At 58.2% G+C, this 24,894-nt stretch carries 22 protein-coding genes; all 22 read right to left on the bottom strand.

Annotation, left to right across the window (positions count from 1 at the left end; all coding sequences use genetic code 11):
* Positions 1-7 precede the first annotated feature (7 nt).
* The gene (gene yegQ, locus PL263_RS01200; RefSeq protein ID WP_140911347.1) at positions 8-1,363 is read right to left on the bottom strand and encodes a tRNA 5-hydroxyuridine modification protein YegQ; all 1,356 of its coding nucleotides are present in this window, start codon (positions 1,361-1,363) and stop codon (positions 8-10) included.
* 118 nt (positions 1,364-1,481) lie between these two features.
* A complete protein-coding gene (locus tag PL263_RS01195; RefSeq protein WP_278211312.1) occupies positions 1,482-2,621 on the bottom strand; it encodes a glycosyltransferase family 4 protein in 1,140 nt (379 codons plus the stop codon).
* Positions 2,618-4,573: an asparagine synthase (glutamine-hydrolyzing) gene (gene asnB, locus PL263_RS01190; RefSeq protein ID WP_278211311.1), complete on the bottom strand. Its 1,956-nt coding sequence runs from the start codon at positions 4,571-4,573 to the stop codon at positions 2,618-2,620. Before asnB ends, PL263_RS01195 begins: the two co-directional genes overlap by 4 nt.
* Positions 4,574-4,576: 3 nt before the next feature.
* Positions 4,577-5,740: a glycosyltransferase gene (locus PL263_RS01185; RefSeq protein WP_278211310.1), complete on the bottom strand. Its 1,164-nt coding sequence runs from the start codon at positions 5,738-5,740 to the stop codon at positions 4,577-4,579.
* Entirely contained in the window at positions 5,727-6,530 is an 804-nt protein-coding gene (locus PL263_RS01180) for a class I SAM-dependent methyltransferase (protein ID WP_140911351.1), read from the bottom strand. The genes PL263_RS01185 and PL263_RS01180 overlap by 14 nt, the downstream gene beginning before the upstream one ends.
* Positions 6,531-6,639: 109 nt before the next feature.
* Entirely contained in the window at positions 6,640-7,539 is a 900-nt protein-coding gene (locus PL263_RS01175; protein ID WP_278211309.1) for a class I SAM-dependent methyltransferase, read from the bottom strand.
* Entirely contained in the window at positions 7,536-8,936 is a 1,401-nt protein-coding gene (locus PL263_RS01170; protein ID WP_278211308.1) for a hypothetical protein, read from the bottom strand. Before PL263_RS01170 ends, PL263_RS01175 begins: the two co-directional genes overlap by 4 nt.
* Positions 8,933-10,054 carry a polysaccharide pyruvyl transferase family protein gene (locus PL263_RS01165; protein WP_278211307.1) on the bottom strand — a complete coding sequence of 374 codons (1,122 nt, stop codon included), beginning with the start codon at positions 10,052-10,054 and terminating at the stop codon, positions 8,933-8,935. The genes PL263_RS01170 and PL263_RS01165 overlap by 4 nt, the downstream gene beginning before the upstream one ends.
* Positions 10,047-11,297, bottom strand: coding sequence for a glycosyltransferase (locus PL263_RS01160; RefSeq protein ID WP_278211306.1), 1,251 nt, complete (start codon positions 11,295-11,297; stop codon positions 10,047-10,049). The genes PL263_RS01165 and PL263_RS01160 overlap by 8 nt, the downstream gene beginning before the upstream one ends.
* A gap of 12 nt (positions 11,298-11,309) precedes the next feature.
* Positions 11,310-12,464 (bottom strand): UDP-N-acetylglucosamine 2-epimerase (non-hydrolyzing), encoded by a 1,155-nt coding sequence (gene wecB / locus PL263_RS01155; RefSeq protein ID WP_278211305.1) that lies wholly within the window; start codon positions 12,462-12,464, stop codon positions 11,310-11,312.
* Positions 12,464-13,549, bottom strand: a complete 1,086-nt coding sequence (locus PL263_RS01150; protein WP_278211304.1) for an acyltransferase — start codon at positions 13,547-13,549, stop codon at positions 12,464-12,466. The genes wecB and PL263_RS01150 overlap by 1 nt, the downstream gene beginning before the upstream one ends.
* A gap of 15 nt (positions 13,550-13,564) precedes the next feature.
* Positions 13,565-14,350 carry a cephalosporin hydroxylase family protein gene (locus PL263_RS01145; protein WP_278211303.1) on the bottom strand — a complete coding sequence of 262 codons (786 nt, stop codon included), beginning with the start codon at positions 14,348-14,350 and terminating at the stop codon, positions 13,565-13,567.
* Positions 14,347-15,255, bottom strand: a complete 909-nt coding sequence (locus PL263_RS01140) for an NAD(P)-dependent oxidoreductase (protein WP_278211302.1) — start codon at positions 15,253-15,255, stop codon at positions 14,347-14,349. The genes PL263_RS01145 and PL263_RS01140 overlap by 4 nt, the downstream gene beginning before the upstream one ends.
* Complete coding sequence (locus tag PL263_RS01135; protein ID WP_278211301.1) at positions 15,255-16,481, bottom strand: class I SAM-dependent methyltransferase; 1,227 nt, start codon at positions 16,479-16,481, stop codon at positions 15,255-15,257. Before PL263_RS01135 ends, PL263_RS01140 begins: the two co-directional genes overlap by 1 nt.
* A complete protein-coding gene (gene rfbC, locus PL263_RS01130; RefSeq protein ID WP_278211300.1) occupies positions 16,478-17,038 on the bottom strand; it encodes a dTDP-4-dehydrorhamnose 3,5-epimerase in 561 nt (186 codons plus the stop codon). Before rfbC ends, PL263_RS01135 begins: the two co-directional genes overlap by 4 nt.
* Complete coding sequence (gene rfbG / locus PL263_RS01125; protein WP_278211299.1) at positions 17,025-18,101, bottom strand: CDP-glucose 4,6-dehydratase; 1,077 nt, start codon at positions 18,099-18,101, stop codon at positions 17,025-17,027. The genes rfbC and rfbG overlap by 14 nt, the downstream gene beginning before the upstream one ends.
* Positions 18,091-18,876 (bottom strand): glucose-1-phosphate cytidylyltransferase, encoded by a 786-nt coding sequence (gene rfbF / locus PL263_RS01120; protein WP_278211298.1) that lies wholly within the window; start codon positions 18,874-18,876, stop codon positions 18,091-18,093. The genes rfbG and rfbF overlap by 11 nt, the downstream gene beginning before the upstream one ends.
* 153 nt (positions 18,877-19,029) lie before the next feature.
* Positions 19,030-20,811: an ABC transporter ATP-binding protein gene (locus PL263_RS01115; RefSeq protein ID WP_278211297.1), complete on the bottom strand. Its 1,782-nt coding sequence runs from the start codon at positions 20,809-20,811 to the stop codon at positions 19,030-19,032.
* 42 nt (positions 20,812-20,853) lie between these two features.
* Entirely contained in the window at positions 20,854-21,726 is an 873-nt protein-coding gene (locus PL263_RS01110) for a class I SAM-dependent methyltransferase (RefSeq protein WP_140911364.1), read from the bottom strand.
* A 1-nt stretch (position 21,727) separates the two neighbouring features.
* The gene (locus PL263_RS01105) at positions 21,728-22,624 is read right to left on the bottom strand and encodes a glycosyltransferase family 2 protein (RefSeq protein ID WP_278211296.1); all 897 of its coding nucleotides are present in this window, start codon (positions 22,622-22,624) and stop codon (positions 21,728-21,730) included.
* 132 nt (positions 22,625-22,756) lie between these two features.
* Complete coding sequence (locus PL263_RS01100) at positions 22,757-23,827, bottom strand: FemAB family protein (RefSeq protein ID WP_278211295.1); 1,071 nt, start codon at positions 23,825-23,827, stop codon at positions 22,757-22,759.
* Between the two features lie 3 nt (positions 23,828-23,830).
* Positions 23,831-24,880, bottom strand: coding sequence for a pseudaminic acid synthase (gene pseI, locus PL263_RS01095; RefSeq protein WP_278211294.1), 1,050 nt, complete (start codon positions 24,878-24,880; stop codon positions 23,831-23,833).
* Positions 24,881-24,894 lie beyond the last annotated feature (14 nt).

Genomic DNA, 24,894 nt, shown 5'->3' with positions numbered 1-24,894 from the left:
CCGCCAATCAGTAATAACGGGCCAACAAACCGTAATCGCACTCAGCGGTCGGCAACGGAATCTTCACTTCGTAGCCGCCGCCGGCCGCTTCCTGCATCGGCTGGCCGTATTTATCGACCATGTGTTCCACGACGATATCCCGATTGCCGCTCGGCAGAATCAGCTCCAATTTGTCGCCCAGCGCAAACTTGTTTTTGACACTGACATCGGCCATGCCGGTCGCGGCGTCGAAACCGGTAATTTCGCCGCAAAACTGCTGCTGGTGACTTTTCGAATAGCCGGACAGATAATTTTGGTGTTCGTGGGTGTGGTGGCGCTGGTAAAAGCCGTCGGTGTAGCCGCGGTTGGCCAGATTATCCAGAATACCGAGCAACTCCGGTTGGAACGGCCGTCCGGCTAGAGCATCGTCGATGGCTTGGCGGTAAGTCTGTGCGGTACGAGCGACGTAAAAATGGGATTTGGTGCGGCCCTCGATTTTCAAACTATCGATGCCGATTTCCACCAAGCGCTGCACGTGCTCAATCGCGCGCAGATCCTTGGAATTCATGATGTAGGTGCCGTTCTCGTCTTCCATCACCGGCAACAGCTCGCCCGGCCGCCCTTCTTCTTCCAGGAAATAAATATTGTCGGCGAGAGGATGCCGATCGGCGCCGCCGCAACTGGCAGTGTTTAGCCCCTGGTTCAAATCGGTCATGGAAATAACCGCGCTATCGGCCAACAAATAATCGCCCTCAGCGTTTTCCACCGCCGGTTTGGTATCGTATTTCCAGCGGCAGGAATTGGTACAAGTGCCTTGGTTAGGATCGCGATGATTGAAGTAGCCCGACAGCAAGCAGCGGCCGGAATAAGCGATGCACAGCGCGCCGTGCACAAACACTTCCAACTCCATATCCGGGCATTGCTGGCGAATCTCGGCGATCTCGTCCAGCGACAGTTCGCGCGACAAAATCACCCGTTCCACGCCCATGCTCTTCCAGAACCTAACACTGGCATAGTTGACGGTATTGGCTTGCACCGACAAATGAATCGGCATCTCCGGCCATTGTTCGCGGGTCATCATGATCAAACCCGGATCGGCCATGATCAGCGCGTCGGGCTGCATCGCGATGATCGGCGCCATGTCCTTCAAAAAGGTTTTGATTTTGGCGTTATGCGGAATCACATTAGCTGCCAGAAAGAATTTTTTCCCCAACTGATGGGCTTCGGCAATGCCTTTAGCCAGATTCTCGGATAGGAAATCGTTATTGCGCACCCGGAGACTGTAGCGCGGCTGCCCGGCATAAACCGCATCGGCACCGAAAGCAAACGCGTAACGCATATTGCGCAAGGTACCGGCCGGGGAAAGGAGTTCGATGTGTTTCATGTCAGCTCGAGAAAAGGAAATGGCGGCCATTTTAGCAAAATTTCGGGCAAAATCAGGCCACTACGAAAATCACCGTCGTCCGCTCGTTCAGTGCAGGAGGTAAAGCGGCACCGAATAATCAGACGTCGGCAGTTTCAGAGATTAATTCGCGGTAAATCGCCAGATGAGCGTCGACGATGGCTGCAACGGCATAGCGTCGCTCGGCCAGTTGCCGGCCCCGCCGCCCAATCTCCCGCCGCAAACCGCCATCGGCCAATAGACGCCGAATCGCATCTGCCAGCGCAACGGCGTCTCTCACCGGTACCAACAAACCGCTGACATCGGTTTCGATCGCATCGCGGCAACCCGGTACATCGGTTGTAATGACCGCCCGCCCGCAGGCGGCGGCCTCTTCCAACACTCTGGGCAAGCCCTCGCGGTAGGAGGGCAATACCACGATATTGGCAGCGGCCAACAGTTGCGGCATATCCTTTTGAAAACCGAGGAATTCGATATTCGGATCGGCACGCAACGCTTCGACTTCCTGACGGCTTAGACTGGAAGGATTGCCGTCATCGCGGTCGCCGACCAGCACAAAGCGCGCGTCGACACCCTGTTCACACAACAAGCGGGCGGCCTCGACGTATTCCCTGACGCCTTTATCGTACAGCAAGCGCGCCGCCATCAACACGACCGGCCGGCCTTCCGGCTCCGGGATAACGGCGAAGCGCTGCAAGTCGACCCCGGAACCGCGCACCAATACGGTGTTTTCCGGCAGGACGACGCCTAGCCCGACCATCAGATCGCGATCGGTCGGATTCTGAAAGATCACGCGGATATTCCGGTGCCCCAGCGCCAAACGGTATAGCCGGGAAACCAAAGTTCGGAGGATTCGGGTTTTAAGCCGGGTATCGGTAAACAGATAGCCCATACCGAATACCGCGGCAACCACGGCCTTGACCCCAGCCAAGCGCGCGGCGATGCCGCCGTAGAGGATAGGCTTGACCGTCATCAAGTAAACCAGATCGGGTTGCACCCGCTTGAATAGCGCATACATCGCCCGGAGCGCTGCCAGCTCCGCCATCGGGTTTTGGCCGCTCCGGGTCAGCACCAGCTCGTGATAGATAAAACCGAGATCGCGGACTTCCGCAACCCGCGCCCCAGGCGGGGTCGCAACGTGGACTTCGTAACCCTGTTTCAGCGCCCCGCTGGTTTCCGGCAGCCGGTGCAGCAGAAAAAAATCCAGGTCGTTGCAGACCACCAACAGTTTGTTACTCATTGCTGATCTAGCCAGGCATTGAACATCAAAACATCCCACAACAAAAATCGCCAATTCCGCCGACCGGACAAATGCTCGGCCCATTTGCGCCTGATCGGCTCCGGATCGAAATAACCGTCGCGGCTGAGCCGGGAACGGTCGAGCAAGGCCTCAGCCCAGTCGCGCAACGGCCCGCGCAGCCACTCTTCGAGCGGTACCGCGAAACCCATTTTCGGCCGTTCGATCAACTCGCGCGGCACATGCCGGTACAACACCCGGCGCAATAGCCATTTGGCTTCGCCGTCGCGCACCTTCATCTGCCGCGGCAATTTCCAGGCAAACTCGAACAAACGATGGTCGAGCAGCGGCACCCGGGTTTCCAGGCCGACATGCATTGCCGCCCGGTCGACCTTGACCAGAATGTCGTCCGGCAGATAACTGCAACTATCGAACAACATCATTTGTTCGAGCAACTCCGGCAATTCCGGCCAACTTTTCAGCAACGCAGTTCCAGAGTCGCCGTCGAGCACCACATCGGCCGGTTGCCAATGACTGATCAGGTTCAAGTACAACTCGGCAGGATTGGCGCTATGTAACAAGCCAGCCCCTTTATGAATCTTGTCCCCCGGGAAACCGATACGCATGCCGGCCGGCAACAAGGGCTGGACAACAGCGTACAGAGCGTCCCAGCCTTTGACCGGTACGCCTTGTAAAACGCTGGCTAGCGCATTCCGCAGCGGCAAAGGCACCGCTGCCAGCTTGGCCCATAGCCGCTGCGCCATCCGGTAGCGGCCGTAGCCGCCGAACAATTCGTCGCCGCCGTCGCCGGACAAGGCCACCGTAACCTGCTGTCGGGCCATGCGCGAAACCAGGCACGTCGGCAATTGCGACGAATCGGCAAACGGTTCGTCGTAAATCGCCGGCAACTCGGGAATGATGGCCAACGCGTCATTGGAGCTGACGTAAAGCTCGCTATGCTCGGTACCCAAATGCCGGGCCACCGCCTTTGCGTAGCGGGCCTCGTCGAACGCATCCTCGCCAAAGCCGATGGTAAAAGTCTTGACCGGCGGTGCACCCGCAGCCCGCGCCTCGGCCTGCATTAACGCGACAATCGTCGACGAATCCACGCCGCCCGACAAAAATGCACCCAATGGCACATCGGCCACCATCTGGCCGCGCAAGGCCTCGCGCAACTTTTGTTCCAGCGCGTCGGCCGCCTCGTCTGCGGAATTAAACGGGAACGGCGCGGCCAAGCCGTCTCTAGCCGCAGCGGCGGCGGACCAGAACAGATCGGGCTCCGGCGAATTGCCCGATGCAATCTGGCTGCGGTCGAAGGTCAACAGACTGCCCGGAACCAACTTGTTGATACCGGTGTAAATACTGAACGGGCCGGGAACGTAGTTATGCCGCATGTACAGCGCCAGAGCTTGGCGATCAATGTCGCCGACGAAACCCGGAATTGCCCGCAAGGCTTTCAGTTCCGAAGCAAAAGCCAAACCGGCGGCTACCCGACCGTAATACAGCGGCTTTTCGCCCAAGCGGTCCCGCGCCAACGACAGCTCACGCTTATCCCGATCCCATAAAGCCAGCGCAAACATACCCACCGCCGACTCCAGCGCTTTGCGCAAACCCCAGGCGGCGATGGCCGCCAATAAGGTTTCGGTGTCGGAATGCCCGCGCCAGATCGGCGCCTGCCCGGAGCGCTCGAGTTGTTCGCGCAACGCCGGATGGTTGTAAATTTCGCCGTTGAAAACGATGACATAGCGCCGACAGGACGACAGCATCGGTTGATGCCCAGCCGGCGACAGGTCGACGATGGACAGCCGGCGGTGCACCAAGCCGATCCCGTCCTCGGCACTTCGGAAAATCCCGCTATCGTCGGGGCCGCGACTGCGAATTGCATCGCCCATCGCTTGCAGAACCGCTTCCGGGTCGGACAGGCCAATGCCGAAAAAACCCGCTATGCCGCACATCGCTTAAGCATCCTCGGCCGCAGCCAAACTGCGGTATAGATCTTGATAACGCTGTGCCACCGCTTGAATCGAAAACTGCTCCAGCACCCGCTGCCGGGCCTGCATACCAATCGCCTGTCGCCGTTCCGGCGCCAAATCGAGCAGTTCGCCAATTGCGGCCGCCAACGTCTGCGAATCCTCGGCAACAACGACTCGGCCGCCGTCGCCCAAAACCGCCGCGGAATCGCCGACATCGGTCACCACGCACGGCACCGCGCAACTCATCGCTTCGCCGATCGCATTAGCAAAGCCTTCCGAAACCGAAGGCGTGACGGCGATATCCAGCGCGGCAGTGATGCTTGCAATATCCTGGCGTTCGCCCAAAAGATGCAAACGGCCTGGTAAAGCGGAGCTGCGTTCGGCGTCGACAAACACGCGGTTTTGCGAGTCGACCCCACGCCCGGCCAACACGAAATGCACATCGTTGCGCCGCTCGGCCAACAGTTGGGCGGCCTTTAGAAAATTGGCATGGCCTTTCATCGGATCGTAGCGGGCGACCATGCCGACCAACGCCGCTTGCGGCTGCAAGCCGAGCTCTTCCCGCAATGCAGTCCGCGCCGCCGGCTCCGGCCGGAATACGTTGGTGTCGAAACCGTTCGGCAGCCAATCGCCGCGCTCCGGCGCATAACCTATGTTTTCGTGGTGCTGTTTGGCGGTTTGCGAGTTGTACAGGATTTTAGTCGCCGCTCCGGACAGCCAGGCGCACAAGCGGATGATTTTCGCGGTACCCGGCTTTTCTTTATTGATGTCGTAAAGACTCTGCCGTACACCCCAGATCAACGGTACCCGCCGGCCGATCAGCAAACGGCCCGCCCAGGCCGCAAAATTACCGTGGTACATCCAGCCTTGCACAATATCCGGCCGTGCCGCGAGCAAATATTCGCGCAAACGGCCGACGGCTTTCAAGCCGCTCGCCGGCGACCGAGCCCCCAAACACAATACCGATATGCCCAAGGCGCGGATATCGTCGGCGACCGGCCCGTCGCCAATCAGGCACACCACCCGCATGTCGAACCGCTCCCGGTCGACATGGGCCAGCAATTTCCACAGCATGCGCTCGGCACCGCCGACGTTCAGGCCGGTGATGACGTGGACGACGACGATGCGATTGACGTTAGCGGTTGGCAAGGCGGAACACAAATTCGTTACAGCCCATGCGGCCGCCGCAAGTCGTCATTTCGGTCAACGTAAAACCGCGATCGCGGAAATAAGCGAAGACTTGTTCCGGCTTGGCCACTTCGAACGGATAACCGCCCAACCAATCGATCATGTCGTACCATATCGTCATGCCGCGCTCGATCGACAGCCGTCCGCTGGCAGCGCGCACCAGCCAACGCAGGCCCAGCAAGTAAGGGGCATGGCATGCGATCAATACCGGTTTGGCAATCCTGCTGCGGTTGTACAATCGTTTGACCCAGGTCCAATAGCGGCTAATCCAGCCCTGGTCGTTGTAAATCGCGATAAACAGCAAACCGCCCGGTTTGACGCAAGCGGAGATATTGGCAAATGCCGCAGCCATATCGCCGGTATGGTGTAACACGCCCCAGGAATAGACCACATCGAAATCACCTAATGCCGAGACATAGGCTCGATCCAGTACCGATCCGCTCTCGATCCGCCAGCGTTCGCAGTCCGGGAATTTAAGCTGCTTGATCCGTTCGGTACATTTAACCGAACTCGGGTCGAAATCGAAGGAATGCACCGTTGCCCCCAGGCGCGCCGCCGCCAGCGAAAACAAGCCACTGCCGGAGCCCGCATCGAGAAAGGTCTTGCCCTGCAAAGACTCAACGCCCAGCATCCGTTTCAGCGACGCCTCCGCCGCGGCGATTTTTTCATCCGACAGCTCGGCCAAGAAACGCGCCCAATTTTCGCCGAATTCAAAACGTTCTCCGGACTCGACCTCAGCCGCGTGCCCCATGCCAGTTCTCCCCTATTCTCAAAACGGTGCGGACAAGCCGCACCCCAAATTTGCCGTTTCCGGCCTCTGGCCGGATGCCTGAAGTGCCGTTACGCATAAGCAATCCAAACTATTTCCGCAACAGTTTTTTTAAACCGTTTACCAGGCAGCGGTAAGACCGGCCCAACAATTTAAAGCGCCAGGCCTGACTCATGTGCAGCCAGTAGTCGCGGCGCGGAAACGCCCGCGGCGCACCGGTTTGGCCGGGTTTTGCCAAAATCATGATCGAGCCTTTCAATCGGCGGCGGGCAATCACGACGAAACCTTCCTGCTCCAGCAGATAGACCAGCGCATCGGCGCTCGGATACCAGGTGTGCGCATAACCCGGACAACTGTCGCTCAACGACGACAACAAATCGCTGACGATAACGGCGAACAGGCCGTCGGGCTTCAGCATCGCCGCCACCTGCTGCACGAACTGCCGCGGCCGGCTGACGAAATAAATCGCATGCGCGATCGAAACCACATCGAAAGCAGCTCCCGGCTGCAAATTCTCCACCTGCCCTATCGTCACCGACACTCCGGCTTTTTCGTGGAATTGCCGCGTGTTCGGGTCGGCATCGACCCCTTCCGCCTGCCAGCCCTTATCGCGGAACAGGGCGACGGTTGCGCCCAGCCCGCAAGCGACATCGAGAAAATGTTGCATATCCGGCCGTAAAAACGGCGCGACAAAGTCGTAAGTCCGCTGCGCCCAAACTTGGCTGGCCTGCCAACGGCCTTGCCAGACAGCCTCGGCCTCGGCGGCAGGCGTATCATCGATTACCCGGTTGCGATCCCAATATTGCTGCAGTTCCGCCAACGACACCGTCTGCGTCGGGAAGGCATTGCCGCAAGTGCCGCATAAACGCCAATGGTAACCGGCGGTTTTCAACACCCGCAGCCCGGAATCGGGGTCGCGGAACGGTATCGGCCTGGACTGCTCGGCAGCGCAAATCGGGCAGACATGGGCTTGTTGCGGCACCGTATTCATTTGCCCACTCCGTCGATAGCACGGCAATGTTGGATGAAGCCCTCGGCAAACGCAGTTACATTGCCCTCGCGTAACACCGGTTCGCCGGCCATGCCCGGCGAACCGAACACGATGTCCTTGCGTACCGAAAACACGCGGGCCAGAAAATCGATAATCTCGGCGTCGTCGACTTTGCCATCCAATTTCTCGGCAATTTTGGCGCGTAAATCGCGGAGATTGCAGACGCCGCCCAAAGCCTCGGAAAAAAAGGCGTTGCCCAAGGCAATCGACGGCCGGCCCAGCAGATAGGCTTCGAAGGTGGCGGTGCCGGTCACCGAGATCGTGATCCGCGCCCGCTTTACAATTTCCGCCGACGGCATCGCGTAATGGGCCACCACCACGCCGGATTTATGCAGCAACTCGCGGACGAAACTGCCGCTTCGCAGCAGTATGCAGACCGGGTGTTCTTTGATCACTAAAACCACGTCGCTGGGCAACGCATGCCGAATCGCATCGATTGCCCGCATCTGATCGACGAAATACGGTGCCGGGGTATTGATCGAAGACTCGGGCGAATACTGCAACGGATAAAACACGAATTTTTCCGGGAGCTGTTCCAAACCGGTAATGTCGCATAGCCCTTGGTTTTTCCAGCGCCGCAAATTCCAAATAGCGTCCCGCAGCCAAGGCAGGTTATTCAAAAACGCCGCACGCAGGTAATCCCATTCGAAGCTTTCCCTGGCGTCGAACCGGCGTTGTAACGCCAAGCCAATGCGCTGCAACAATGGCTTTTGGAACATTGGCAGAATCTTGTCTTCCGCTACAGCCCGGCCGACAGCCGGCGCTTTTGGCGCTTCCCGGAACTCTCGGAGAAATCGTTCGCCGGACTGCCTGGCAGTCGAATCGCCCGCATTCGCATACGGCGGCAAGGATTCACTATCGTCCGGCGAAAAAAATATACCGCCCAAATTGCGGCAATGGGTCGGCACGACGACCGGTATGCCCATCTGTTTGGCGCACGCCAGAAACACCTTGCCGTCCAGACCTTCCACCTGCGAGACCAGCGCGTGGCTCGGCGCGAAGTGCGCCATGAACCGTCTGGCACCACGGTACAGGTTCATAGCCCGTTGCAGTTGGAGCTGCGAGCGGGCGAATTTGAAATTGCGTTTTTCGCTATCTATATCGCGGTGCAGGCTGCCCGGATACAGCCAATTTTTCTCTTCAGTAGTGCAAGTGGCGTCGTTGGCATTCAATACTAGGACATTGTCCCGGCCGAGCAGCGATACCATCAAGGCCTCGTGGTGCGGCGACGACAAGATAATCGCCCATTCCAGTTCCGGATAGCGGCGTCTGGCATATTCGACCACGTGGTAAAACAGAATCGGGAACGAGCCGAACCCGTGCAAAATCACCCTCATTTCAAGTATTCCTCGATTGGGCCGAAATTTTTCGCAGACAAGGCTTGCCAGCAGGCAAGATTGGCGCCATCGACCATTCGGCCGGCTGCTCCCTCTATCGTTTCGGCGATCACCCCTGTCCGCGCCTCGGAAAGCGAAAGGAACGGCATACCGGCATCCAGGCAAAAATCCGACAGCTTGCTGTCGCGGCCAATCCCGACAAACGGCAGGCCCAGCAAAGCCGCCATGACCAGACCGTGAAACCGCATCCCGACAACGATATCGAGTTCGGCGAATTGCCGACACAATGCATCCGGGTCCGACGAAACCCGGAGCAGTTCGACGCGCTCGCCGGCGATACCGACGGCCTGCAGCAATTTGGTATCGGACACGCCGGCCTGCGGATCGTCCAGCTCTTGAAACGACAACAGCCGGACCGACCAACCATTGTCGCGTAATTCCGCCAAATCCGCGGCAAGAGCGCTAAAAAACTGCGGATACGCGTCTGTCGCGGCGCCGATATCGCTGGCCGCCAGCGTGACGCCGACAGTTCTGCCGGCCGAGGTTGTCGGCACCGTCGGCAACTGCAATGAGAACACCAGATCCGCCGTACGCCTGACGCGATTGCCGCCGATCACCTGCCGGCAATGGCGCCACGACGAGGCGTCGCGCACGGCAAAATCATCGCTCAGCGCCAGGATCGCCGCCATTAACAATCTGGCCGAAATGCCGGGCATTTCGGCGACGCCGGCCCCCAGCACAAACACTCGGGCGCCTCTGAGCCGGGCTTGAACCACAGCCAGGAAAATCAACACCAGATTGGTCAACGCGCCGCCGCGGGCGTGAAACAGCGTACCGCCACCGAAAACCATGGCCCGGCAACCGGCCAGCGACCGCCAATTGACCGCCAGATAGTCGAGCAGACGCCGCCACTTCGGCAGATTCGGCTGCAACAGAATCCGCTCCTGGCAGCTGAATTCGACGTTTTCGCTTTGCAAGTCGGCTACCGGATGCAGGCTGCGCACGACAAAACTCGAATCCGGCGCCGCCGAGCGCAAGCGCCGCAAAATCGCCGCCAACAGCAAATCGTCGCCGACGTTGCCGAAGCCGTAATAGCCGTAGAGAAAAACCTTACCCATCCGCAGCGCTGCCGGCCAGTTCGCCGAGAATAGAACGGAACCGTTCCGCCACCGCATCGGCGCTGTAAGCCGCGCGCACTTGCGGATCACCCCAGGCCGACGTAATTCCCGCCGCTCTGCGCTCGCGAATAGTGTGCAAAACCTGCCGCAGAGACTCGGCGATTTCGGCCGGTCGGCGCGGATTGGCGACGGCACCGCCGATTTTGGAAATTAACTGCGCAGATGCGCCGGGCGGTACGATGCCGAAAATCGGCACGCCGGCTCCCAAATAATCGACCAGCTTCCCCGGCAGAAATACGCTTAGGTCGTCCGGGGCATCGATCACCAATAACAAATCGGCTTGCTTCATCAATGCCAGCGAGGCCGAATAATCGACGGTAGGCACCACGGTGACCAATCCGTCCGGCAAGGACCGGTAGGTCGCCGATGTCAGCATCCTGGGCGGCACTCCGCCGACCAATTCGATGCGGACGCCGCACAGTTCGTCCGGCCGCTCGCGCAGAATGGCCGCCAAAGCCTCGAACAACGGCTGCGGCGACCGGTGGCCGTAGAAATTCCCCAAATAACGGATCAACAGCGGCGCATCCGGATCGCGTGGCGAGTCGCCGTAAGCGCCGGGCTCGAAACCGTGCGGCAGGACCCGGGCCTTCTCCCGCCATGCCGCGGGATACTTGGCCATCACCAAATCCACGGTTTCCTGCGAGGTAAAAATGATGCGGTCGGCGGCGGCAACCACTTCGCGTTCCAATTGGCGGTTACGGATGTTCGCCAGGAAAAACCGGCGCCGGAACGGGTTGTCCGCCCAAGGGTCGCTGAAATGCGCCACCCACGGCAAACCGTAGCGGCGTTTCAAACGCAGGCCGAGCAGATGGTCCGACATCGGCTCGCCGAAGCTCAGCAAAGCGTCCGCCGCAAAATCGCCCTGCGCCAAACGCTCGACCACAGCCCTCTCGGCCAGCGGCACCCAGCCTAGGAATTCGTCGGGGGCCCGCGCGTACAAGGGCAGCAGATTCGCCGCAATTCGATGCCACAGGCCGGATAAGGGCGCACGGTACGCCACCGGCAATCTAAACAGTAAGCGGCTGTCGAAATCGGGATACGCATCCAGCCCGTTCGCCAAGGCCTCCACCTGCCCCGTGACGGCGGCGATCGGCAGCCGGGCGTGGTAAAGCAGACGGCCGATTTGGATGGCCTGCGAATAGAGATTGGGCGGCAGCACGTAGGATACGGCAAGTAGTTTCATAGTAAGGCGAGGTCAAACCGGGGAATGGGCGGCGATGGTATCGATAATCCGTTCCGACGCCAGTCCGTCGCCGTAAACATCGGCGCTATCCGCCAGCGGCCAACGGCCTTCCAAGGCGTCTATCGTAGAAGCGGTTATTTTATCGGGATCGGTTCCGGCCAAGCGAATCAGACCGGTGTCGAGGCCCTCGGTCCGCTCGGTCTCGTCTCGCAAAACCACGACGCGTTTACCCAGACTCGGCGCCTCTTCCTGCACGCCGCCGGAATCGGTCAAAATCAGTTCGGCGTCCGCCATCAGGCTGACGAACGGCAAATATTCCAAAGGCTCGATCAATTGAACGTTGGCGATACCGCTTCCCAGCAGCCTGTTTACCGTTTCCCTGACCCGTGGGTTCGGGTGCACCGGGTAAATAAAATCGTAAGCGGGAAAATGGCCGGCAAGCTGCAATATCGCCGAGCAGATCGCCTCCAGACCGGCGCCGAAACTCTCCCGCCGGTGGCAGGTGACCAGTACGTAAGGCCGGCGCTCAGACAAGTTCCCGGTTTTCAAACCGGCCGCGTTCAATGATTTCGCCGCCCTGTCCCGCAACATCGCGTCGTCCGTCAAGCGCTTAACCAGGCCCTTCAAAGCGTCGATGCCGGTATTTCCGGTCACCAACATTCTGTCCGGTGGAATCCCTTCGGCCAGCAGGTTTTCCGCGGCAGACGGGGTCGGCGGAAAATGCAGTGTCGCCAATTCGGATACCAACCGCCGATTCATCTCCTCCGGCCACGGCGCATAGATATTGCCGGTGCGTAAGCCGGCTTCGACATGGGCTACCGGTACCTTCCGGTAAAAAGCGGCGAGTGCCGCGGCAAAACTGGTCGTCGTATCGCCCTGCACCACGACCCAATCCGGCCGGCAGCGGTCCAGACAATCCTGCATCCGCGTCAGGATATCGACGGTGATACCGGTCAGGGTTTGTTCGGCACGCATGATGTCCAAATCGAAATCGGCATGCAAGCCGAACAACTCCAACACTTGATCCGACATCTGCCGATGCTGGCCGGTGTTGCAGACCAGAAAATCAAATTGGCTCCGGTTTTTGCCGGCCAAAACCAAAGGCGATAGCTTGATCGCCTCCGGCCGGGTACCCAAAACCACCAAAACCGTTTTTCCCGCTGCCATTACCGTGTCCAAACCCTGGAGAGCCGCCCCAGAAACCGTAGCTCATGGGTTTTGCAAAACCGTACCGCCGGCAACTCGACCAATATGTAGCTCAGATAAGCCACCCAGGTCGACAGCACTGCCGCGCCCACAATAGCTATCAGATTGCCGGCGAAGGTCTGCTGGCGGCCGATCCAATCGAGCAACGAGTATCCGATCAGCGTGTGGTACAAGTAATTGCTATAGGAGACCTTGCCGAAAAACGCCAGCAAAGCCATCGAGAATCCGGATTGCAACAGTCCGGCCATCGCCGCAGCGCCGCCGAGAATATAGGCCATCGACCAAAGCGGATAGATGCCGTCGAACAAGGCAACGTTAAGTCCGGCCAACAAGGCGATCAAAGCCAAACTTAACAGGCTTCCATCTGCCCAATCGGATTTCTCCGCCAAAAACACCTGAATACCGACAAAGAAAACCGGAAAATACGTCAACAACTGGCTGGCCTGGCCCCTAAGCAAAAACATCGCAGCATTAGCCAGAGTAAACAATACCGGTACCGCCAAAACGAAACGATTCTTTAAGAAATGGGAATACAAAGCGATAAACAGGTAAAACTTCACTTCGATCAACAGGGTCCAATATACGTTGCTGACATTGGGTAACCTGAACAGGTCGGACAGCATCGTAAAATTCGCCAGGTAGGTCGCATTGGAGTGACTTGCCAAACCGAAACCCAGTTGGCCGGCAACGAAAAACACCAGCAGGTTCAACCAATACGCCGGAAAAATTTTGAAAAACCTCCGGCATAGAAAGGGGCCGATATTGCAGTTCTGCAAGCTTTTGAATATCAAGTATCCGCTGAGCAAAAAAAACACAATCACGCCGCCCCTGCCCATGGTGGCAAACGATGCCGCCAAATCTCCGAAGACCAAGCGCTGCGGCAGAAAATGGCCGCAAATCACCATCAAAATAGCGATGCCGCGAAAAAAATCCAGCGTTGCAATACGTTCGCCGCGTTGCGCCACGGCAGCCGGAGCGCCGGCAAAACCGGCATTGGCGGCAACACCGTGGGCAATCGGCACAGAAAGACCAGGAAAACGGAGCATCGGCAAGGCCGGCGCTTAGCGTAGGCGTTTCAAAAAGCCGTCCGGGGCCACCGAAATCTGCAGTTTATGGTCCAGGCCTTTGTCGATCTCAAATTCGGGATGCGACTGCAAATATTGTCTGACCGCGGTTTTCGGATTGTCGCCCGGCCCCCAAGGACGATCAGGGAACAGATCGGCCGGCATGTCTTCGACCATGGTATCGAACACCACGCAGTAACTGCCTACCGTCGTCAGCGGCGCGTAGGCTTCCAGTTCGGCCAGCACGTGCTCGTGGGTGTGGTTGGAATCGAGGCACACCAGAATCCGCTGCGAACCCTCCGCGCGAGCTTTGACCTCGGCCACGGTTTCCGGCGCGATGCTGGAGCCCTGGATCATTTCGATCCGCGAGCTCATCGGGTGGGCTTCGATCGCCGCCCGGTTATGGGCGCGAATATCGATATCGATGCCGATCACTTTGCGGCGGAAATCGCGCAGATTCAGCGTCTGCTCGCCGGCTTCGATCGCTTCGGCCATGTCCAGCAACGCCAGCATCGATGCGCTGAAAATCAAGGATCCGCCGTGAGCGATACCGGTCTCGACGATCAGGTCGGGCTTGACCGACCAAATCAGCTCCTGCATCGCCACGATGTCCTGCGGGTATTGAATGATCGGCCGCCCCATCCAATCGAACTGGTAAGAGTATTTGCCGGCTTGAGCGAAATTCATCCAGGCGCGAGTCAGCTGTTCGCCCTCTTTGTTTGCCGCGAAAGCCTGGCGGATAGACTCTCTTTCATGCGCAAACTGTGTTACCGGATCCATCATTCACTCCCCTTCAATTCGTTAATTTTAATTCGGTAATCGGCAAGGCCGTCGCGGATCGATATTCGTGCGGCCCAACCGGTTGCAACCAGTTTATCCGCGCAGCCGACCAGCAGCAGCGGATCGTATTCGGCCACCGGCACGGCGCCGAATTCGACAACCGGCACGGCTTCGAACAAACCGGCGCAGACCGCCACGATGTCCGCCAGCCGCACTGGTTCGCCCGACGCGACGTTAAACACGCCGGCCGCCGAAGTATTTGCCGCCAAATGGGCGAAAGCCGATGCGACATCGCTGGCGTGCAGAAAATCGCGAAACTGCCGGCCGTGGCTGCACTTCAAAACTTCGCCCCGGGCCATGGCCGAGAGCACCGACGGCACAAATCGCACCGTCGGTTCGCCTGGACCGTACGGCGTAAAAATCCGCCCCCACACCCAATCAATGCCGTTGTCGCGGCAAAAACCTTCAGTAAATTGCCGGGTGGCATCCTTACACTTACCGTACAGCGTTACGGGCGCAGTTGGCGTTTTGCCTTCGACGCAATAGCCGTAATTCCAGTCGTACTCGGCGCAGGTCCCGGCAATCACCGCCCGCTTGCCGCCAAATTCTTTAAATGCTGCCAGCAAATTCGCCGTCGCATCGCACCAGTCAAAATTTTCGGCTGCGGTCCAGAACCGGCCGTGCTCGACGAACCAGGCCAAATGAATCAAGCACTCGGCTTCGGCTTGGGCCATCGCCTGCCTGGCTTGGCCGACATCCAACAAATCGGCCGCTAACCAGGTCAGGCCGGGCCGCGGCGCATGATCGGAACGCCTGGAAACGGCAGCCACCTGATGGCCCTGCGCCAGCAAGATCGGCAACAGATAACGGCCGAGGAAGCCGTCGGCCCCGGTAACCGCGATTCGCATTAGAGGACCGTTAACTCCGGCACGGCAATGGCGAAACGGCCGCCCCAATCCCGCACGTAATCGAGTTGCGCAACCACTTCGCGCTGCAAATTCCACGGCAATATCAGCACATAATCGGGCTTGTCGCGTTGCAAATGCTGCTCGTCGACAATCGGTATCCGACTGCCGGGCAGCCATTTGCCTTGCTTGGCCGGATTGCGGTCGACGACATAGGCAATCAGATCCGGGCGCACGCCGGCGTAATTGAGCAAGGTGTTGCCTTTGGCCGCTGCGCCGTAAGCCGCAACTTTCTTGCCATTGCGGGCCGCGTCCAACAAAAAGCTTAGCAGATCGTTCTTCAACGCATCGGCCCGCTTCTGGAATCCGGCGTAAAAAGCCACCCCGGCCATGCCGGCCTGAACCTCGCGCCGCAATAACTCGGCCACGGCTGGCTCGACCGGCTGTGCGCCGTCGGCGGTGCGCTGGGCAAACACCCGCAAGCTGCCGCCATGGGTCGGTAATTCCTCGACATCGAATACCGTCAAACCGTTTTCCGCGAATATGCGCTGCACGGCGGTCAGCGACAGGTAGGAAAAGTGCTCGTGGTAAATCGTATCGAACTGATTGCTTTCGATAAGATTCAGCAAGTGCGGAAACTCGAAGGTCGCAACCCCGGCCGGCTTCAGCAACACCGCGAAGCCGCGGACGAAATCGTTAATGTCGGGGACATGCGCCAGCACATTGTTCGCGGCCATCAAATCGGCCCGGACGCCTTCCGCAACCAGCCGCTCGGCCAATTGCGCGCCGAAAAACGCCTCTACTATTCGCAAGCCCTTATCGCGGGCAGCTTGCGCAGTGCTCGCAGTCGGCTCGATACCCAGGGCGCCAATGCCGCGTGCCTGAACATATTGCAACAAATAACCATCGTTCGAGGCCACTTCCACCACCAACGACCCGGCATACAGACCGAAACGCCGGACCATCGCCGCGACGTAATTTTCGGCGTGTTGCAGCCAGGTCGACGAGAACGAACTGAAATAGGCGTAATCGGCCGAAAAAAATTCGGCGCAATGGGCATAGTCCTCGGTCTGTACCAACCAGCACTGCTGGCAGACCAGTACCCGCAGCGGGTACCAGCGTTCTGGGGCATGCAAGGTTTCGGCGGTCAGATAGGAATTCGAAGGCGGCGCACTGCCCAGATCGATCAGCGGCAGAGAGAGTTCGGAACCGCAATGACGGCATTTCATAGCTCGATACCTTGAAAATCAGATGGTAGGTTTGAGTGTTGCCGGTCGCGCTCGGACATTTCGGTAATCGCCAACGGCCAGTCGATAGCCACTCTCGGCTCCAACGCATGCAACGCGCCTTCCGCACTCGGCGCATAGGCGGCGCTATGCAAATACAACAATTCGCAGTCGTCCTCCAAAGTCTGGAAACCGTGGGCGAAACCTTGCGGAATCAGCAGCGACTCGCGGTTATTAGCTGACAACTCCACGCCGTACCAGTGTAGAAAGGTCGGCGAACCGCTGCGCAAATCGACCGCAACATCGAATATCCGCCCGCGCAGGCAACTGACCAGTTTGGTCTCGGCGTGGGGCGAATACTGGAAATGCAGGCCCCTGACCGTACCGCGGCGGCGAGTCAGCGTCTGGTTGATCTGAGAGATCGGTTCGGAAAAGCCGGCAGCGTTTAATTCGTCCGCGCAGAAAAACCGGGAAAAATAACCTCGGCTATCTTCCGAACAGCGTCGCCGAATCAATTTCAATCCGGCCAAAGGCGTCGCGACGACTTCAAATTGCGCCAAGACCGTCTCCATGCGGCGCTTGCCGGTAGTCCCGAATTTGTCCGGCACTGAACTCGTCCATGTCCTCGCCGTTGCGCCAAGCTTGGTGCCAGGCGGCAGTTTTTTCGATGGCAATCTGCAAACGCCAGCGCGGTTGCCAAGCCAAACGCTGCCGGGCTTTGCTGCTGTCCAGGCTCAGAAAATGCGCTTCGTGGAGATCGCTGGGTTCTGAGCGCCAATTCAGAGTCGGGAAGCACCCCGCCAATTCGCCCAGCACCCAGGCCACCGGCTTGGCGTCCTGTTCGTGCGGTCCGAAATTCCAGCCCTCGGCGAACGCCTCGCCATGCTCGAATAAATGCTCGGCCAACGCCAAATAACCGGATAGCGGTTCCAACACATGTTGCCAGGGCCGCGTCGCATTCGGTGCCCGAATCACCAATTCTTCGCCGCGGTCCAATGCACGCAGCGCGTCCGGAAGCAAACGGTCTTCCGCCCAGTCGCCGCCGCCGATCACGTTGCCGGCACGGGCCGACGCCAAATGCACACCAGCCTGCGCCAGAAACGACGCCCGGTAAGCCGCCGTCACCAATTCCGCGCAGCCTTTGCTGGCCGAATAAGGATCGCGGCCGCCCATGGCTTCGTTCTCGCGGTAGGGCCACAGCCACTCGCGATTTTCGTAACACTTGTCGGTGGTCACGTTGACAACGGCGCGGACCGTGCTTTGCCGACGCACCGCCTCCAGTAAATTTACCGTTCCCAGCACGTTGACCTGAAAAGTCTCGACCGGCTCGCGGTAGGAATAGCGTACCAAGGGTTGGGCCGCCAGATGCAAGACGATATCGGGCCGGGCCTGGTCCAGCGCGGTCGCCAAAGCAGGTAAATCACGAATATCCCCCAATACATGCGCGGCGAGCAGCGATTCCACGCCGGCCTCGACAAACAGCGCCGGTGCAGTGGCCGGAGGCAAGGCATAGCCATAAACCGTCGCCCCCAACGAATGCAACAGCATCGTCAACCAGGAACCTTTGAAACCGGTATGGCCGGTGACGAACACCCGCTTGCCTTGCCAGAATTCAGGATTCATGCCAAACCTTCCACGGTGCGGCCCCGGATTGCCACAACTCCTCGAGCTGATTCTTGTCGCGTAGCGTATCCATCGGTTGCCAAAAGCCGGCGTGTTCGAAAGCCATCAGTTGGCTTTGCTGCGCCAAACGGGTCAATGGCTCGGCCTCCCAGTGGGTTGCATCGCCGTCGATGTATTGCACGCACTCGGGGGATAACACGAAGAAACCGCCGTTGATCCAGCCGCCGTCGCCTTTCGGTTTTTCCATGAAGCCTTTGACCCGGGTCCCGGCCAAATCCAAGGCGCCGTAGCGCCCGGCAGGCTGGACCGCGGTGACGGTGGCCAACTTGCCGTGCTCTTGATGAAAACGAATCGCAGCGGAAATATCGACATCGGCCACGCCGTCGCCGTCGCCGTAGGTGAAACAAAATGCCGTTTCGTTTTGCAGATAGGCGGCGACCCGTTTCAAGCGGCCGCCGGTCATGGTGTCGTCGCCGGTGTCGACCAGTGTCACCCGCCAAGGTTCGGCGTAGCGGTGGTGGACTTCCATTTGGTTTTTCTGCATGTCGAAGGTGACGTCCGACATATGCAGAAAATAATTGGCGAAATACTCCTTGATGACATATCCCTTGTAACCGCAGCACACGATAAACTCGTTAATGCCATGCGCGGAGTATATCTTCATGATGTGCCACAGAATCGGCTTGCCGCCGATTTCGATCATCGGTTTGGGGCGGGAAACGGTTTCTTCGCTGATGCGGGTACCGAGCCCGCCGGCCAGAATGACTGCTTTCATGAATCAACTTTAAAAAGGTCGGCAGCCAATCGGCGGGGCTGTAACGGACGCACCATTTTATTTTTCAACGCGAGCGAGCTAAAGAAAAAACGGTGGATGATACACGATAGGCCGCCGGCTTTCACCTGCGAAATTTGTGGATTCCCAGGTCGGTCAACCTTCGGCCGGCTCGCGCTTGCGCAGTTCCTCGACCAGCGGCGCCACCTCGGCATAGCTGCCGATCGCGGCCAAGCGGCCGGCGTCCATCAAGACAATCTTGTCGAACCCAGGCAGAACGTCCCAGTTATGAGTCACCGCGACTACCGTTTTCTGAAAATCGGTCGCGCACAATTTTTCGAACAGGCGGGCCGACAATACCGGGTCCAAGGCGCTGGACGGCTCGTCGAGCACAACGATTTGCGGGTCGTGGTACAAGGCGCGGGCGATCGATATACGCTGGGCTTCGCCGCCGGAAAGCGCCACGCCGTCTCCGCCCAGGACCGTAGCCATACCGCGCGGCAAATTGCCGACCACGTCGCCGGCTAATGCAAAATCGGCGACCTCGCGGCAGCGCCGTAGATCGATGGCATCGGCCGGAATGCCGAACGCGATATTCTCGGCAACCGAGGCACCCAAGATCAGCGGCGCTTGCGGCGCGTAGCCGACCAATTCGGTCGCCCATGACAATCGTTGATCGGCAAGTTCGATCCCGTCGATCGCAATCGTTCCGCTTGCAGCCGGCACCAAACCCAGGATCAAATCGAGCATGGTGGTTTTGCCGCTCCCGGAAACACCGACAATCGCCACCTTTTCGCCAACAGCGATTTGCAACGACACGCCGGCAAGCGCCGGGCTATCGCTGCCCGGATAGGTATAGGCCACATTTTCGAAGACGATGCTCCGGCCGAAGTGCTCTATCCTGGTGACACCCGCCGTCCGCGCCCTGGCTTCCGCCAGACATTGGCCGAGATATTCGACCGCAGCGGCATTGAATTTCAGAATACTCAGACTGGCGTAAACCTGCTGCAAATTCGGCAGCAGACGGTAGCCGGCGTAAGCGAACAAGGCGATGAACGGTACCAGCGAACGGTATTCGCCGCCGCTCCAGGAACGGTAGATCGGCAAGGACAGCAACATCGAAAATGCCAGCAGTTCTATCAGGTATTTGGGGACCATCGGATAAACCCTGGAAACCTGATCAGCATGATGGTACTCATCCAACCAACCGCAAACGCCGTCAACAAAGTAGTTCAGATTGCCGCGTACCAACACCTCCTTAGCGGAAGCGAACAGATCGGTGGCCGCGCGGGTGGCATTTCCGGTAGCGTGCAAAATCGCCTCGCCGGCTCCGGCCATTTTCTTTCGCAACACGCGAAAGAACAACGAGTACATGATGATGGCCGCTAACCCGAAAACCGCGGAAAACAACAGCGAGACCAAAGCCAGCAGCACAACGACCAAGGCAACCTGAAAGGTTTTACTTACGATCAGGCACAATTGCAGGATGCCGCCCGACACCGCTCTATCGATTTCTCTGACCACGTAATTGGCATGAATCGTCGGGTTCTGCGACCGCAAAAACGGCAAGCCCCTGGCGAAAAAGCTCAGCGATAATTCGCCGGCCAATCTGACACCCAACTGCGCCGAAAACCGGATCGACAACCACATCGACGCTAGGCCGAGCAGATTGCCGAACACGAACAAAAACAGTACGACCAGACCCACCACGTGTACCGGTATCTGCTCCAACGGTACGGGACTGACCAGCGCGAACAACTGGCCGGTCGAGGATTTGGTCAGTGCCGCAGGATCGGACAACAAGGCGACGAACGGCATGATCGAGGCTACGCCAAGCATCTCGAACACGCCCAACAACAGATACAACGCAACCAGGCCAAAAAACCGCCGATGCCAATCTTCCGGAATGATTCTGAAAACCAGCATCAAAAAGCGCATTTTTGCTCCTTAAAACGACAGCCCATCGGCTCGCTTCCGCGATCAGCGTTTAAAGATCAACGCTTGCCCGGTAGGCAACGGCAGCAGCGTGCCTTCCTTGCCTTTCAACCATTGCAGGATTAAATTGCGGGTGTCCTCGTAACCGGCCCATGCATAATCGTCGAACAACACCACCCCGCCCGAAACCATGCGCGGCCAAAAAAAGTCGAGCGCGGCAATGGTCGGCGTCGCGGAATTCAAATCGATATGTATCCACACAATCGCCTCGGGATTTTCCGATTGGGCAAACGATTCGGGGATATAACCCTTGTTGAAGCGAACCCTATCGCCAAACTTGGCCAGATTGGCCCGAGTCACATCGACATTCAGGTAGCCGTATTCCCCCTGATTGGCTTTCTCGCTATCCAACAGCAAATCCCCGCGCATCGCCTCCCAAGCATCGTACAAATAAGCGCCCCAATCGTTACCGCAGCCGGATGCGGCACTCAATGCAAAAAATGAAGTCAGACCGTCGCAAACTCCGCATTCGACAAAATTATGCGTCCCGCGCGGCGCGTATTTGGCGGCAAAAGTGGCGCTCCAGAAGACGATGTAATGCCGCCACATCAACGAATTCAACATGCTCAACCGTTCGGCCGGCTTGAATTGGGTCAGTTTGAATCCGTCGTTTTTAACCAGTTCGGTTAACTGGCCGCAGGTTTCGTTGAAAGCCTGTTCTATGTCGCCCAGATCGGTCGCACTGCCCCACGGCGTATGGGTAAAGGTCGACATACCCCAACCCTGAAAAGTCGGGGTAAAGCCGACGCGCAACAATCTCCGCAACAGTGGTGCATCGGCAAAAAAGTTTTCCACTTTTTGCTTCGACCCCGGATAGTTTGTATACAGCCAATCCTTGAATTTGGTTTTTACGCTCATTTCAGACCTTTCTCAGTGTGTTTAATCTTTGACTCAAAATCATGCCGAGCCGGCGGCAAAACAAATAACCCACCGCAACCGGCGAGAACATCACACCCGGCCAACTGGCGGCCGCATACGCGGCATAGGCAAACCGGCTCGCCATTTGCAGGTGAACCGAGACGTACATTAGAAACAGCAGCAGATGGCGCCAACCCAAACTTGGCGAATGCGGAAAAGGCGATCGGCCGCCGACGAAATGTACGGTATTTTCGCTACTGGCGTTGCAATATCCGCCCGAGCTCAACAGGCCGAAAATAAAGGCGTAACTGACGAAATTATATTCAAGAAACGGCCAAGCCACGGCCAGCTTCGGCGGTATCCGCCAAAAGCGCAACAACCCGGCCAATTTCCGGCCCAATGCGGTAGGAAACAGGCCGTAAAACACGGCGTCGGTGTCGAGACGAACGAAATTGGTCATCGCGGCCAGTCTGCCCAATGCCGTTTTCATTTCCTTCACCAGTCGGTCATCGCCAGCTAAGTCGACATCGACTATCTCGCAACGGCCATAGGTCAAAGCCGCCCCGCTTTGTTCGGCTGTGGCCACTATATGTTCCAAATACTCCGCGCACCAATAATCGTCGTCGGCCAGCCAGATGAAATAGCGGCCGGTGGCGGCATTCAAGGCCGCCCGGAAATTAAAAAACGCCCCTTGGTTGACCGGATGGAACAGGCACTTGATGCGTGGGTCGTTAGCGGCAAATTCTTCGATAATTTGCCTGACCAGCGGATCGGTGCTGCCATTGTCGCTAATGACAATTTCCACGTCGCGGTAGGTTTGCGAGGTCGCCGATTCGATGGCCCGTTTCAGCAACTCCGGCCGGTTATAAGAGACGATGCCAATGGAAACATTTGCCATCAACAAGCTCCTTGCCGGCTCGAAAATCTGCGGCCGCTGTTTTTGGCAGGGAATGGGCTGAATGTTATCGAGTGCATACGGAAAGACGATAGACGGCTGTTTGTTCGCAGGACAGGTTCCAGGACTCAGAAATCAATGGCATAGGCTGGCGGTCAAGCGAAAGCACGGAAAAATATGTGAAGCAAAACCCTGTTTGAATTCGGCAATCCGCAGCTCCTTGTCGCTGGGCGGCGGCTGATCGCCGGGATAGGGCCGGGCGCCGATTTTGTACCAACGGACGCCGCGGCTTTTCATTTCTTCTATGGCCCGGTATTGCACGGCATGCCCCAAAGGCTTGTCGAATAGCGCCCTATCGTAGGCAGCCACCGCGTATACGGCTTCGTCGCGGGTCACCTGAAAAAAACCGCCGCCGACCATGCGTTGCGCGCCGTCGCGCAGGTACACCAGAAACGCGTCGCCGGACGCGACGGCTGCGTGCTGCAAGCGCCAACTGTCGTCGCTGCGCGTCACCCTGCCGGCGACCTCGCGATGCAGATTTTTGAATTCGTCCCAGACCCGATCGTCGCGGCCGTCAAGAACCGCAATCTGCCACAGTTTGGCACCCAACGACACCAACGGCCGGTAACTCTTGCGAAAGCCGGACTTAATCTCGGCAACGGAACGATGTAAATCGATAAACAATTCGTAGCTGCAGGCAACGGTGGCACCGCGGCACAAAGCCAAGTGTTGCCATTCGCTGACACTGGACTGATTTTCGAATGCAGCCAGCGACTGCCATTGGCCGATATCAAATTTCCTCGCCAGCGTATCGACGAAATCCAGGCAACTTTGCAACAGCTTTTTTCTGACGTTTGGCGTCAGCCCGGCAACGAACAGCGGCGGCAACAGCGCATCGCCGTTGCTACCGAGACGCACGCCATCGGCGACGACAAAGCTCAACGGCCAGATACCGCAGGGATGCTTGTCCTGGTAAAGCACGAGGGATAGGTCGAATAGCGGTTGTCCGCCGCCGCGCCAATATGCCAACTGGTAGTCGATCATGGCCCTGCTATAGGCCACCGGCAGATATTCGGCACGCACGGCCGCGTTACACCAATTGCCTGGATTTTCTGAATACGGCCGGGCCGGCAAATTCGCCGCCGCCAAAACTTCATCGAGATCGAAAGGTAAACGATCCAACCAAGGTTGTTCGATTTCCGCCATTACTCAGCCGAGCAAATCCCAGGACATCGGCGTACCCATTTTCACATCGCGGTTGACCTTGCGCCCCAGCAAGGTTTCGTAGTACTTGGGCGGCAATCCCAGACCGGGCCTGACGCAGCGCAAATTCTCGCTGGTCAAAACTTCGCCGGCCACGACGTCGCGGGCGATGTAAATAGAACGCCGAAATTGCAGCGATTTTTTTTCGGCGTCGGTTACGCCGTAGCTGATTTCGCCCAAGGCTTGCCAGGCGCGCTCGGTTTCGACCACCAATGCCGCCATTTCTGCGGGCTCCAGCGAAAATGCACTATCGACGCCGCCGTCGGCGCGGCACAGGGTAAAGTGCTTTTCGATGACACTGGCTCCCAACGCCACGCTGGCCACGGCGACGCCGGTACCCATGGTATGGTCGGACAAACCCACTTCGCAGCCGAACAATTCACGCAGGTGCGGAATGGTGCGGATGTTGGTGTTCTTCGGCGTGGCGGGATAGGAACTGGTGCATTTCAACAACACGATGTCGTTGCAGCCGGCTGCGCGCGCGGCGCGCACCGTATCGTCCAGTTCGGCTACGCTGGCCATGCCGGTGGAAACGATCATCGGCTTGCCAGTGGCGGCCACTTTGCGTATCAACGGCAGATCGATATTTTCGAACGAGGCGATTTTGTAGCAAGGTACATCCAACGTCTCCAAAAAATCGACCGAGGTCGAATCGAATGGTGTCGAAAAACCGATCATACCCAATTCACGGCAACGGTCGAAGATGGGCTTATGCCATTCCCAAGGCGTGTGAGCTTGCTGATAAAGTTTATAGAGTGACGTACCCTGCCATAACGACTTGTCGTCCGAAATAAAAAACTCGCCCTGATCCAAATCCAACGTCATGGTATTGGCCGTGTAGGTTTGGATCTTCAGCGCGTGCGCACCGGAACGCGCCGCCGCTTCGACGATCTGCAATGCGCGCTCGAGCGACTGGTTATGGTTGCCGGACATTTCGGCAATAATGAACGGCTTGTGACTTTGTCCGATCTCGATGTCGGCTAGTTTAATACTCATGGTGTAATCCCTAC

Origin of the sequence: Methylomonas sp. EFPC3 (assembly GCF_029643245.1) — a bacterium.
GTDB lineage: Bacteria > Pseudomonadota > Gammaproteobacteria > Methylococcales > Methylomonadaceae > Methylomonas > Methylomonas koyamae_B.
The sequence above is the reverse complement of the archived record's forward strand: the minus strand, read 5'-3'. Positions and strand labels throughout refer to the sequence as shown.